This window comes from Pseudarthrobacter cellobiosi, from assembly GCF_023913755.1.
Lineage (GTDB): Bacteria > Actinomycetota > Actinomycetes > Actinomycetales > Micrococcaceae > Arthrobacter > Arthrobacter cellobiosi.
In genome coordinates, this window is sequence record NZ_JAMXBJ010000048.1 from 115,005 (window position 1) to 127,482 (window position 12,478).

At 68.1% G+C, this 12,478-nt stretch carries 9 protein-coding genes and 2 pseudogenes; 7 read left to right on the forward strand and 4 right to left on the reverse strand.

Features of this window, described 5'->3' with window-relative positions:
* Positions 1-6: 6 nt before the first annotated feature.
* The 6 genes from NG696_RS15160 to NG696_RS15185 all read left to right on the forward strand — a co-directional run bounded on the left by NG696_RS15160 (position 7) and on the right by NG696_RS15185 (position 7,552).
* Positions 7-717, forward strand: coding sequence for an SDR family oxidoreductase (locus NG696_RS15160; protein WP_252569470.1), 711 nt, complete (start codon positions 7-9; stop codon positions 715-717).
* A gap of 76 nt (positions 718-793) precedes the next feature.
* Entirely contained in the window at positions 794-1,909 is a 1,116-nt protein-coding gene (locus tag NG696_RS15165) for a threonine aldolase family protein (RefSeq protein ID WP_252569472.1), read from the forward strand.
* 60 nt (positions 1,910-1,969) lie between these two features.
* Positions 1,970-2,620, forward strand: a complete 651-nt coding sequence (locus NG696_RS15170; protein WP_252576067.1) for a DUF3000 domain-containing protein — start codon at positions 1,970-1,972, stop codon at positions 2,618-2,620.
* 31 nt (positions 2,621-2,651) lie between these two features.
* Entirely contained in the window at positions 2,652-3,980 is a 1,329-nt protein-coding gene (locus NG696_RS15175) for an HRDC domain-containing protein (protein WP_252569149.1), read from the forward strand.
* A 120-nt stretch (positions 3,981-4,100) separates the two neighbouring features.
* A complete protein-coding gene (locus NG696_RS15180; RefSeq protein ID WP_252576068.1) occupies positions 4,101-5,381 on the forward strand; it encodes a thiolase family protein in 1,281 nt (426 codons plus the stop codon).
* Positions 5,378-7,552 (forward strand): 3-hydroxyacyl-CoA dehydrogenase NAD-binding domain-containing protein, encoded by a 2,175-nt coding sequence (locus NG696_RS15185; protein ID WP_252569151.1) that lies wholly within the window; start codon positions 5,378-5,380, stop codon positions 7,550-7,552. Before NG696_RS15180 ends, NG696_RS15185 begins: the two co-directional genes overlap by 4 nt.
* Positions 7,553-7,648: 96 nt before the next feature.
* Here the strand turns inward: NG696_RS15185 and NG696_RS21130 are convergent, their stop codons facing one another.
* The 4 genes and pseudogenes from NG696_RS21130 to NG696_RS15200 form a co-directional block, all read right to left on the reverse strand.
* Complete coding sequence (locus tag NG696_RS21130) at positions 7,649-8,329, reverse strand: energy-coupling factor ABC transporter ATP-binding protein (RefSeq protein WP_374208710.1); 681 nt, start codon at positions 8,327-8,329, stop codon at positions 7,649-7,651.
* 297 nt (positions 8,330-8,626) lie between these two features.
* Positions 8,627-9,202, reverse strand: a pseudogene (locus NG696_RS21135) (ABC transporter ATP-binding protein); the annotation flags it as partial.
* The gene (locus NG696_RS15195) at positions 9,175-9,921 is read right to left on the reverse strand and encodes an energy-coupling factor transporter transmembrane component T (protein ID WP_252569153.1); all 747 of its coding nucleotides are present in this window, start codon (positions 9,919-9,921) and stop codon (positions 9,175-9,177) included. The pseudogene NG696_RS21135 and the gene NG696_RS15195, both read right to left, overlap by 28 nt.
* Before the next feature lie 10 nt (positions 9,922-9,931).
* Positions 9,932-10,774 carry an ECF transporter S component gene (locus tag NG696_RS15200; RefSeq protein ID WP_252569155.1) on the reverse strand — a complete coding sequence of 281 codons (843 nt, stop codon included), beginning with the start codon at positions 10,772-10,774 and terminating at the stop codon, positions 9,932-9,934.
* 275 nt (positions 10,775-11,049) lie between these two features.
* Here NG696_RS15200 and NG696_RS15205 point away from each other — a divergent pair.
* A pseudogene (locus NG696_RS15205) lies at positions 11,050-12,476 on the forward strand (mycothione reductase).
* The last annotated feature ends 2 nt before the right edge of the window (positions 12,477-12,478 follow it).

The window sequence follows — 12,478 nt, forward strand, 5'->3', positions numbered from 1 at the left end:
GCCCCCATGCTGAACGTCCTGGTCACCGGCGGCAGCGGTCCGTCCGGGATCGCGGTGGCCCGGGCGTTGCACCGGGCGGGGTTCCGGGTCTTCACGGTCGGCTCGGACAGCACGCGCATCGAGGGTGCTGCGAGGCAGGCGGGCGACGGCGTCACTCCCCTGGTGTGCGATCTTGCGGATCTCGCTGACGTCCAGGCCCTCCGGAAGACCCTGACGGGCACGGCAGGTCTGATGGACGGGGTCATCCACCTCGTGGGCGGCTGGCGCGGCGCCAAAGGCATCACGGACCAGAGCGACGCAGACTGGGACTTCCTGGAGCGCGGCGCCATCACCACGCTCAGGAATGTCTCCCGGGTCTTTTACGCCGACCTGGCCGCCGCCGGAACCGGACGGTTTGCCATGGTGTCCTCCACCGCGGTGGACAAGCCCACGGCGGCGACGGCCAGCTATGTGGCGGCGAAGGCCGCCGCCGAGACCTGGACACTGGCGATGGCGGAGGGCCTGGCCCGCGAGGCTGCGGAGGAGGGCACCGCCTTGCGCGGCGCCGCCGTCGTCCTGGTGGTGAAAGCGCTCGTGGACGCGGAACTCCGGAAGGCGCACCCGGAACGGACCTTTGCCGGCGCCACCGACGTCGAGGACCTGGCCGCCGCCGTCGTCGGACTGTTCAGCCGCCCGGCAGCCGAACTGAACGGCCGGCGCCTGCCCCTGACCCCCTGACCCCAAAATCCCCTGACTTCGTGGACCCCTGACCGGCCGGACCCGACCTCCCTAGACTGAGAACGTGAGCAAAACAATGACAACTACGGCAGATGCCGCCCCCCGGCTTGAGAATCCCGCCGCCCGGCTGCATGATGCGTCCGTCCGCGGTTTCGCCTCGGACAACTACTCCGGTGTGCACCCCGAGGTGCTGGCCGCCCTCGCGGCAGCCAACGAGGGCCACCAGGTGTCCTACGGCGAGGACGACTACACGGCACGGCTGCGGGGGCTGATGGAGGATCACTTCGGCGCCGGCATCGAATGTTTCCCGGTGTTCAACGGCACGGGGGCCAACGTGCTGTCCCTGCAGTCGCTGCTCCCGCGCTGGGGTGCTGTGGTGTGCGCATCGACGGCGCACATCAACATGGACGAAAACGGCGCTCCGGAACGGATCGGCGGGATCAAACTCCTGCATGTCCCCACCCCGGACGGCAAGCTGACGCCGGAGCTGATTGACCGCGAGGCGTGGGGCTGGGGCGATGAACACCGGGCACAGCCGCTGGCAGTGTCCATCACGCAGACCACCGAGCTTGGCACGTGCTACACCCCGGATGAGGTCCGGGCCATCGCCGATCATGCCCACGCCAAGGGCATGAAACTCCACATGGACGGCGCTCGGCTGGCCAACGCGGCCGCGCACCTGGACGTGCCGCTGCGGGCTTTCACGCGCGACGCCGGCGTGGACATCCTCTCCTTCGGCGGCACCAAGAACGGGCTGCTGTACGGCGAAGTGGTGGTGGCCCTGAACCCCGAAGCGGCCCACGGCCTGAAGTTCCTGCGCAAGATGAACATGCAGCTGGCCTCGAAAATGCGCTTCCTGTCGGCCCAGTTCATCGCCCTGCTGGAAGGCGACCTGTGGCTCCGTTCGGCGTCGCACGCCAACGCCATGGCTGCCCGCCTCCGCGCCGCGGTGGACACAATCGAGGGCGTGGAGCCCACGCAGAAGACGGAGTCCAACGGCGTGTTTGCCGTCTTGCCGGCCGGCATAGCTGACCGGCTGCGGGAGTCCTTCCGCTTCTACGACTGGGATGAAGCCGCCCGCGAGGTCCGCTGGATGTGTTCCTTCGACACCAGCGAGGACGACGTCGACGCCTTTGTGGCCGCGATCCGGCGGGAACTTGCGGCCCACCGCGCGGGCAGGGAAGCCGGATAGCATGGACCGGCGACGGCGAGCCTGCTCTGCCCGCCCCCTGCTGTTGCGTAATCTGCGAAGGTGAACGCACTAGCCCAGGTTCCCCCGGAATTTCTCCACGCCTTGGGAACCCTCAGGAAGGCCCAATGCCGCAGTGAGTTGCGCCTGGCGGAAATTCCCGCTCCGGCGCGCCTGGCACCGTTCGCCGTGGCACTCGGGGCCGAGGTCATGGCGCCCGGACCGGGCAGCGGCACCACACCGGTCCACGGGCCTGCCGCCATGGCCCTGGCCGCGGCGTCCGGCATCGAGGACGACCACGACACCGAGCTGGCCACGGGCCGCTTCATCCTGCTGCACGACCCCGAAGGCTCAGCAGTCTGGGACGGCGAATTCCGGATTGTCACCTACATCCGTGCCCAGCTTGAGCCAGAAATGGGCAACGACGAAATGCTGGGCACCGTCGCCTGGACCTGGCTGGTCGAGGCGCTGGAGAACCACAAGGCCCCCTACCGGGCGGCCGGCGGGACCGCCACGCGCGTCCTGTCGGAGAGCTTTGGAACACTTTCCGCCCGGCCCGGATCGATCGATATCGAGCTGCGCGCCTCCTGGACTCCGGCGTCCTCGGACGTTACTGCCCATCTGGAGGCGTGGTCCGACATGGTCTGCACGTTCGCCGGACTCCCCCCTCTGCCCGACGGCGTCGCGGCCCTTCCGCGCCGGCGCCGGAACTAGGACTGCCCCTTGTCGGTAAACTGAAGGCATCATGACCCCTCATATTCCGGAAAACACCACGGCTGGCGCTCCGGCTGCTGATACCACTCCCCACATCACGGTGGAAGGCTTCGACAGCCAGGTCCCCGTAGTCATTGACCTCGACGCACCGCGCGACGGCGTGCCGCTGGTTATCGAAACGCAGTCCGGGCTGGAGCGATGCGCGGCAGCCATCGCCGCTGGAACAGGGCCCGCAGGGGTTGATGCAGAACGGGCCTCAGGATTCCGGTACGGCCAGCGCGCATTCCTGGTACAGATCCGGCGCGAAGGCTCCGGTACCTGGCTGATCGACCCTGAACCGTTCGAGAACCTGTCCATCATCAACGATGCGCTCCATGGGGTGGAATGGATCCTGCATGCAGCCAGCCAGGATCTGCCCTGCCTGCTGGAGCTGGGCATGTGGCCGGACAGGCTCTTTGATACGGAGCTCGCCGCGCGGCTGGCCGGGCTGCCACGCGTTGGCCTGGCTGCCGTCATCGAACAGCTGCTCGGGTTTGGCCTGGCAAAGGAACATTCGGCCGCCGACTGGTCCACCCGGCCGCTGCCCGAGCCGTGGCTGCGCTACGCCGCCCTGGACGTGGAAGTCCTGACGGAACTGCGCGAAGAACTCATCGAATTGCTGCAGGCCGACGGCAAGCTGGAATACGCCGAGCAGGAATTTGCCGCGATCCTTGCCGCCGGCGTGGCTCCTCCCCGGGTTGACCCCTGGCGCAAGACGTCGGGCCTGCACCAGATCCGTGACCGGCGCCAGCTGGCTGCGGTCCGCGAAATGTGGCTGGAGCGCGATTCCCTGGCACAGAAGCGCGATGTGGCGCCGGGACGGCTGATCCCGGATTCGGCCCTGGTGTCCGCCGCCAAGGCCATGCCGTCCACCGTTCCCCAACTGCTCGGCACCAAGGGCTTCCATGGCCGTGCGGCTCAGCGTGAGGCACCCCGCTGGCTCCGGTGCATCGCCGCTGCCCGCGATCTTGAGGACCTTCCGCCGCTGCACCTCCCCACCAACGCACCGCCCCCGCCGCGGGTGTGGTCGGATCGCGACCCCGAGGCCGCCGCACGCCTCTCCACCGCCCGCCCGCTCCTGCAGGAGAAGGCGGAGGAACTGAACCTTCCCGTAGAGAACCTGCTGACGCCGGACTACCTCCGCCGGGTGGCGTGGCGTCCGCCGTCGGACATCACCGAAGAAACGGTAGCCGCTGAGCTGCGCGGCCTCGGTGCCCGTGACTGGCAAGTCGGCGTGGTCGCGCCGCTTCTCACGGAGGCTTTCCTCAACCCGCAACCACTGCCGGCCAAGGAAACCAAGGCAACCGCAGCCACTCAGTAAACGCCCCTCGCCGAGCCTTGCGCACTATGTTACTGACGAGTAACATAGTGTGCACTGCCGTCCCGCCGAGTGCTGCCCTTGGGCCTCCGGACGGCGCCAACGTCTCGATGAGGAGTAAACGTGAGCCACCACGGAAGCAGCGGATCCCCGCGAACTGTCCGCGACGTCGTCTTTGTTGACGGCGTCCGCACGCCCTTCGGCCGGGCCGGCGAGAAAGGCATCTACGCCGGAACCCGCGCCGATGACCTGATGGTGAAGTGCATCCGCGAACTTCTGCGCCGCAACCCCACCCTGCCCGCGGCCCGAATCGACGAAGTCGCCGTCGCCGCCACCACCCAGACCGGCGACCAGGGCCTGACCCTCGGCCGCACAGCCGCCCTCCTGGCAGGGCTCCCCCGCACCGTCCCCGGATTCGCCATCGACCGCATGTGCGCCGGCGCCATGACCGCCGTCACCACAACGGCCAGCGGCATCGGCTTCGGCGCCTACGACGTCGTCATCGCCGGAGGCGTGGAGCACATGGGCAACCACCCAATGGGCTCCGGCGCCGACCCGAACCCGCGCTTTATGTCCGAGCGCTTGGTTGACCCTGCTGCCCTGAACATGGGCAATACAGCCGAAAACCTGCATGATCGTTTTCCCGCCATCACCAAGGAACGCACAGACGCGTACGCGGTTGCCTCGCAGGACAAACTCGAGGCCGCCTACGCCAAGGGCCAGATCCAGCCTGACCTCGTTCCGGTCGCTACCCTCAAGCCGGGACAGGGCTGGACGATGAACAGCGTTGATGAGCCGCCCCGCCCGGGAACCACCCTCGAAGACCTGGCGGCCCTGCGGACTCCCTTCCGCGCCCACGGCCGGGTTACGGCAGGCAACGCCGCCGGCCTGAACGACGGCGCCACTGCCGCCGTCCTGGCCTCCTCGGAAGCTGCGGCGGAACTGGGCCTGCCGGTCAAAATGCGGCTGGTCAGCTACGCCTACGCGGGCGTCGAACCGGAGGTCATGGGCATCGGCCCCGTGCCCGCCACCGAAAAGGCCCTGAAGAACGCCGGACTCAGCATGGAGGACATCGGACTTTTCGAGATCAATGAAGCATTTGCCGTGCAGGTCCTCAGCTTCCTGGACCACTTTGGCATTTCCGACGACGACCCCCGCGTGAACCGGTACGGCGGCGCCATCGCGGTGGGCCACCCCCTCGCGTCCTCCGGGGTCAGGCTGATGAACCAGCTCGCGCGGCAGTTCGAAGAAGATCCCTCGGTCCGGTACGGGATCACCACCATGTGCATAGGCTTGGGCATGGGCGCCACCGTCATCTGGGAAAACCCGCACCACGCCGATTACAGCGGTGCCGTCGCAGCACCAGCAGTCAACGAAGCAACCACCGAAGGAGCCGCCGCATGAGCGCCGCCGATTTCACCAAGCTTGCCGAGCTCTTCCCCGACGAAACCGTGACCCACTCGTACGTCCAGGACATCAAGCTGCCTGCCGCCCCCGGCCAGCAGAGCCCCGGAGTTTTTGCGCTGATCACCCTGGATAACGGCCTGGACCACTCCAAGCCCACTACCCTGGGACCCAATACGCTGGTGGAACTAGGCACGGTCCTGGAGGGCCTGAAGGAACGTGCGGCCCGCGGCGAGATCGTGGGTGTGGGCGTGACAGGCAAACCGTACTTCCTCGTGGCCGGCGCTGACCTGTCCGCGGTGAAGTCGCTCGAGAACCGCGATCATGGCCTGTGGATGGCACAGCTCGGGCACAACGTTTATGCCACGCTGGCCAACCTCGGCGTCCCCAGCTTCGCCTTCATCAACGGCGTTGCCCTGGGCGGCGGCCTGGAGATCGCCCTGCAGTCCACCTACCGCACGGTGTCTACCGGCGCCGGCGCGTTGGCGCTTCCCGAGGCCTTTATCGGCCTGGTCCCCGGCTGGGGCGGTGTCTACATCCTGCCGCGCCTGATCGGACCCGAGAACGCGGTCAAGGTGATGATCGAGAACCCGCTCAGCAACAACCGTACGCTCAACGGGCCGCAGGCCTTCCAGCTGGGCATCGCCGACGCCCTGTTCGAACCGGCAGACTTCCTGGAACAGTCCCTCGCCTGGGCGGCCACGGTCATCACCGGCGAGTTGGTCCCGGCACGGGCCAGCGCCGTGGACCCTGCTGATCCAGCCGTTGCCGGGCGCTGGTCCGCAGCGGTCGCCGCCGGCCGGGCGTTTGTGGAGGCCAAGACCTCCAACGCCTCCCCTGCGCCGGCCAAGGTCCTGGACATCCTCGAAGCCAACCGGACCATGTCCCAGGCCGAATCCGCCGCCCTCGAGTGCGAAACCCTCGCCGGTCTGATGCAGACGGACGAGTTCCGCGCCACCGTCTACGCGTTCCTGGACCTGGTCCAGAAGCGTTCCAAGCGGCCTGCCGGCGCACCGGACCGTAAGCTCGCCCGTCCGGTCACCAAGATCGGCGTCGTGGGGGCGGGCCTGATGGCCAGCCAGCTGGCCCTTGTGTTCGCCCGCCAGCTCAAGGTCCCCGTGGTGATGACGGACATCGACCAGGCCCGTGTGGACAAGGGCGTCGGCTACGTCCACGCCGAGGTGGACAAGCTCCTCGGCAAGAAACGCATCAGCCAGGACGCAGCCAACCGCACCAAGGCGCTGGTCACGGGATCGGTCTCCAAGGAGGCCTTCGCGGACGCCGACTTTGTCATCGAGGCCGTCTTCGAAGAGCTGAACGTCAAGAAGCAGGTCTTCGCCGAGGTGGAAGAAATCGTCTCGCCGGACTGCATCCTCGCCACCAACACGTCCTCGTTGTCCGTCACGGCCATGGCCGAAGACCTCGCGCACCCGGAACGGCTGGTGGGCTTCCACTTCTTCAACCCGGTGGCCGTGATGCCGCTGCTCGAAATCGTGCGCGCACCCAAGACCGACGACGCGGTGCTGGCCACCGCTTTTGAGCTCGCCAAGGGCCTCAAGAAGACCGCGGTCCTGGTCAAGGATGCGCCGGCCTTTGTAGTCAACAGGATCCTGTTGCGGCTGATGGGTGAAGTGACGGCCGCCTTCGACGAAGGCACCCCTGCCGAGGTGGCCGACACTTCGCTGCGTCCCATGGGCCTGCCGATGACACCGTTCACGCTGGGTGCCATGGTGGGCCTGCCGGTTGCCCAGCATGTCCAGGAGTCCCTGCACGCCGCTTTCGGAGACCGCTTCGCCGTGTCCACGAACCTGCAGAAACTGATCGAGAACGGCGTGAAATCACTGTGGGCCCCGGCGGCCGACGGCTCCCAGGAGATCCCGGAGTCCACCCTGTCGCTGATGTCCTTCGGCACGTCACCGTCCGCCCGGGACGACGTGCTGCGCCGCGTGCAGGACGCCCTCGCCGAGGAGATCGGGCTGATGCTGGATGAGGGCGTAGTGGCCGGTCCTGAAGACATCGACCTCTGCATGATCCTCGGCGCTGGCTGGCCGATGTTCCTGGGCGGCATCACGCCGTACCTGGACCGTGTTGGCGCCTCCGAACGGGTCAACGGCAAGCGCTTCCTAGCGCCCGGCGTCGCGTCCGCGTCGGCGTCGCCCGTCCACGCCTGAAGCCCCCGCCTGAAGAGTTTTGGTCAGATATCGTCCCTGAAGGTCCTTAAAACCGCGTTATCTGACCAAAAACTCGAAGGTGAGGCCACTGGCCGCTCAAATCCGCCGCAAGCGGCCGGCGTCGATTCCCACCAGCCGGTGCGCGATGGACCGGGCGTAGTCCAGGTCGTGGGTGACCAGCACGACGGCGGCGCCCTCCGCCGTCGTGCTGCGCACTACCCGGTCCAGCGCGGCCAGCCCATGGCCGTCCAGGGAAACGGTCGGTTCGTCCAGTGCAAGGACTGAGGGACGCCGGGCCAGCACTGTGGCCAGTGCCAGAAGCCGCTGCTGGGACGCGGGCAGTTCGGCTGGGTGCCGTCCGGCAAGGTGCTCCAGGCCAACGGCGGCGAGGGCTTGCTGCACTGCCTGGTCAGCCGCTGGCTGCCTGCGCTCGAGTCCGAAGCGGATTTCCCGTTCCACGGTCCGCTCAAACAGCTGGTCCCTGGGCTGCTGGAAAAGTAGCCCCACGTCACCGGACACCCGTCCCGCGGGCTGTCCGCCGATGTTCCGACCCTTCACCAGCACGCTGCCTGCTGTTGGTTGGAGCAAACCATTGAGGTGCCTCAGCAGCGTCGACTTTCCGGCGCCGTTGGGACCTGTCACCGCCAGGATCTCGCCCGCGCGGACGGTCAGGCTGAGTCCGTGCAGGACCGGGTCAGCCGGTGGGCCCGGTTGCGCCCTGAACCAGCCTCTGCGCTGTGTCCCCCGGTACGTGAACGAGAGGTCGCGCAGTTCCAAAGCCGGCGGACCGTCGACGGCGGATTGATAGCCTGCTTCTGCGAGCGGCCGGAGACCTGTATGCGTACGGGGGCAAACCACGCCCGCCAGTTCCAGCGCCCCGGCAGCCACGATTTCTGCCGGCGTGCCGGCAGCGGCCACGGTGCCGCCGGCAAGAACCTGCCAGGTATCGGCGTTGTGCAGGACGGCATCGGCCCGCTGGCTCAGGATCACGACGGCGGTGCCGTCCTGTACGAGGTTCCGCACCAGGGCAGCGAGGTCTTTGGCTCCGTCTGTGTCGAGGGAGGCGAAGGGTTCGTCCATGATGAGAACCGCGGGGCGGGAAATGACCGCGCAGCCGATGGCCAGGCGGCGCAGCTGACCGCCGGAAAGCGTGGCAGGGTCCCGGTCCAGCAGCCGGGTCAGGCCGGTCAGGGCTGCCGTGTGCCGGACGGCGCCGGCCATACTCGCACGGTCCACCCCCGCGTTTTCCAGCCCGAAAGCCAGCTCCTCGGCCACCGTGGCACGGACCGTGGACAAGGCGGCGGCGGGATCCTGCGGCACAAAGCCCACCTGGCGGCCCCAGCCCCCGGGATCGATCCGCGGATCGGCAGCTGTCCCGGTGAACCGAAGGCGCGTGCCGGCAAGCTCGAGAAAACCCGTAAATGTCCCGCCGTCGCCGGGCAGCAACCAGCCGGCGAGCAGCCGCCCCAGTGTTGACTTGCCGCTGCCGGACCCGCCGAGCACCGCTGTCAGCGATCCCGCGGCGAAGGACACCTCAAGGCCAGCCAGAACCGGTTCCTGCTCACCGGGGAAGACAAATTTTTCGATACCCGCAGCCAGAGCCGGAGGTGAGCTTTGCGCCATTAGTAAGCACCCGCCGTCGGCTGCCATAGGCGCGCGGCGATGGCCGCCACCGCCGCGAGCAGCAGAACCACGCGCACGCACCGCTGGACGCGAGAATTCTGTACCTCGCGGTAACTCGTGTTCGGCCCGGAGCTGCCGAAGCCGCGGGCCTGCAAGGCTGCCGCGCGGGTGCCTGCTTCCTCCACGAGAGCCAGCACCAGGGGAACCGCCTGCCACCGGAACGCGCCTGCGCGCCCGACAATTCCAGGCCGGATCACCAGGCCGCGCGCCTCCTGAGCCTGCCGGATCCGTCCCAGCCGTGAGCTGATGGCCGGCAACAGCGTCAGGGTAGACGCGAGCACAAACGCGAACCGCGCGTGGACGCCGCGGGTGGACAGGGCAGCAACCAGGTCCGGGACGCTGACGGTGAAGGACCACAGCAGCAGCACCAGCACTGCGGCAGAAAGCTGCGCAGCCCGCTCGAACGCAAAATGGAGGCCTTCCGCGGTGACGCGCGCCGGGCCCCATTGCACCAGAACCGTGATGCCCTCAGGAAAGAACAGTCCATGCAGGGCCAGCAGCGACAGGACCAGCGGAACCAGGATGACCGCCACCACCGGCAGCATCCGGCGCGCCACTCCTCCGGCCACCGACAGGCCCGCGGCCGCGGCGATCACGGCGACGGACAGCGGCCAGCTGCCAGCCGCCGTCGTGATGACTGCCGTGCTGCCGGCAGCCGCCAGCGACGTCAGGGGGTGAAGGCGCATCAGGGCTGCGTCAGGCGTCCCGGCCGGTGGATTCGCCGGTGGGCTGGCTGATGGATGTTCCCGCAAGCACGCGGTACCGCCGGACAAACGGGAACTGCAGGCGGGTGCGGCGCGGCAGGGCGTACACCAGGACGGCCACCAAGGTGAAGACGATGGCCTTGTCCATGGGGTCCGAGATCAGGGCCTGCTTGGTGATGGCCGCCAGGAGGGTGTCACCCATGGAGCGGAAGGCGCTGACGATGGCACCGGTGGCCAGGCCGGAGGTGCCGCCGAAGACGAACGCGGCAACGGGAGCGGAGACCACACCGCCGATGATGCCGGCCAGGAAGCCCGCTACCGGCGCCAGGTAGAAGCGCCGGAACAGGCCGTGGCGTGCGGCGACGCCGGCCAGGAAGCCGATCAGGGCGGCACCGGCGGCGAACGGCAGGACGGTGGGGTTGAAGAAGGACCAGACGATGCTGCTGAGGGCGCCCGTGGCTGCTCCGGCGGCGGGTCCGGCCAGGACGGCGATCAGGACGGTGCCGATGGCGTCGAGGTAGAACGGCACCAGGGTGCTGCCCACGAACTGGCCCAGGACAATGTTCAGTACCAGTGCCACCGGAATCAGCACCAGCGTGGACACGGGCAGCGTGGGCAGCACGCCGATGATCAGCAGCACCGCGCCCACGAGGAAACCGGACAGGGTGATCAGGGCCGAGGCGCTGCCGGGACCGCCGGTGATGTCCGCGGGCTGGTTCAGGACCAGGTAGACGTAGGTGCCGGCGATGGCCAGCGCTCCGAGGGTTTCCAGCAGGCGGCGGTTCCGGACAGTGGCCGGCGTCGGTGACGGCAGCGCAAGGGAGGGCGATGACATGGCGTTCCTTCTGAGGATGCAGGCTGTGGCGCCCGGATGGCCCGGGCGGTAAGGAATGCCGCCTATGTCACCTCGGCGGCAGCCGGGGGCGTCTGCGCCGGCCCGGTCCGCGGACCAGTCTACCGTCCGGAAATCCGCAAGCCGTGCTGGTCCTTGGAGGCAAGCCCACCACTAGGTTCCGCACTACCTTCCGTCCGCTGGCAGCAGCCAGCCGTACGATGTGAAGTGGGCTCGTAAACCGCTGCCCGCCCGCCTGGACCTTCCGAAAGGCACAAATGCCGCATTACGACCTGGCCATCATCGGATCCGGATCCGGCAATTCGCTGATCACCCCGTTCTGGGACGACAGGAAGGTAGCCATGATCGACGCCGGCGTGTTCGGCGGCACATGCCTGAACGTCGGCTGCATCCCCACGAAGATGTTTGTCTACCCTGCTTCTCTGGCCGCCGCACCCCGGGAGGCCGCCCGGCTGGGTGTAGACCTAAGCCTGGACAAGGTGCGCTGGATTGAACTGCGAGACAGGATCTTTGGCCGGATCGACGCGATCTCCGAGTCCGGCCGGCGGTACCGGGCCGATGAACTGGCCCATGTGCACCTGTACCAGGAACACGTCCGGTTCACCGGTCCACGGACGCTCACCACTGATTCCGGGGTGGCGCTCACCGCGGACCGGGTGGTGGTGGCCGCGGGTTCCCGGGCCGTGCTCCCCGATGTCCCGGGGATCGGCCTGCCGCAGGTGCACACCTCGGACACGGTGATGCGCATCGACGGTCCGCCCGAGCGGGTAGTGGTGGTTGGCGGCGGGTACATCGCCGCCGAGTTCGCTGCCGTGTTCCACGGTTTCGGGGCCTACGTGACGCAGGTGAACCGTTCGCAGCGGCTGCTTCGCGGGAACGACGCCGAAATCGCCGGGCGTTTCGCCGCGGCGGCGGCCGGCCGTTGGCAGCTCAAGCTTGGCTACTCGCTCCAGGCAGTGGAAGACAACGGCGACGGAAGCGTCACCGTGGTGTTCGCGGACGACGACGGCAAACCTCTCCGGGTCGCGGCGGACATCGTACTGATGGCCACCGGGCGGGTGCCGAACACCGACCGGCTGGGCGTGGACGCCGCCGGCTTTGACCTGGATGAGGACCACACCCTGTCCGTGGACGCGAACCTCCGGGTCCTCGCCGGCGGCAAACCCGTTGACGGCGTCTACGCCCTGGGCGACATCGCCAACAGCTACCAGCTCAAGCACGTCGCCCGATCCGGGAGGCCCGGGTGGTGGCGCACAACCTGAAACACCCGGACCGGCTCCGGACCATCGACTACACCGCGGTGCCGTTTGCGGTATTCAGCAATCCGCAGGTGGCCTCCGTGGGCCTGACCGAGGATGAAGCCCGGCAGCAGTCGACAGCGGGGGCGGACATTGTGACCGCAGTCCAGGACTACGGCTCCACCGCGTACGGCTGGGCCATGGAGGACGAAGAAGGTGTGGTCAAGCTCGTGGCCGAGCGGTCCACCGGCCGCCTGCTCGGCGCGCACATCATGGGCCACGAGGCCTCGCTCCTGATCCAGCCGCTTGTGCAGGCGATGGCCACTGACGTATCTGTCCACCAGCTCGCGCGGGGCCCGTACTGGATCCATCCGGCGCTGACCGAGGTGGTGGAAAACGCCCTGCTGGCGCTGGACGTAGACGTGCACGCCGACGCCCCGCTGTAGGG

What these genes read in the sequence shown, in the direction of transcription:
- NG696_RS15160 (WP_252569470.1), top strand. Translation starts at nt 7, where the DNA reads ATGCTGAACGTCCTGGTCACCGGCGGCAGCGGTCCGTCCGGGATCGCG.
- NG696_RS15165 (WP_252569472.1), top strand. Translation starts at nt 794, where the DNA reads ATGACAACTACGGCAGATGCCGCCCCCCGGCTTGAGAATCCCGCCGCC.
- NG696_RS15175 (WP_252569149.1), top strand. Translation starts at nt 2,652, where the DNA reads ATGACCCCTCATATTCCGGAAAACACCACGGCTGGCGCTCCGGCTGCT.
- NG696_RS15185 (WP_252569151.1), top strand. Translation starts at nt 5,378, where the DNA reads ATGAGCGCCGCCGATTTCACCAAGCTTGCCGAGCTCTTCCCCGACGAA.
- NG696_RS15195 (WP_252569153.1), bottom strand. Translation starts at nt 9,921, where the DNA reads ATGCGCCTTCACCCCCTGACGTCGCTGGCGGCTGCCGGCAGCACGGCA.
- NG696_RS15200 (WP_252569155.1), bottom strand. Translation starts at nt 10,774, where the DNA reads ATGTCATCGCCCTCCCTTGCGCTGCCGTCACCGACGCCGGCCACTGTC.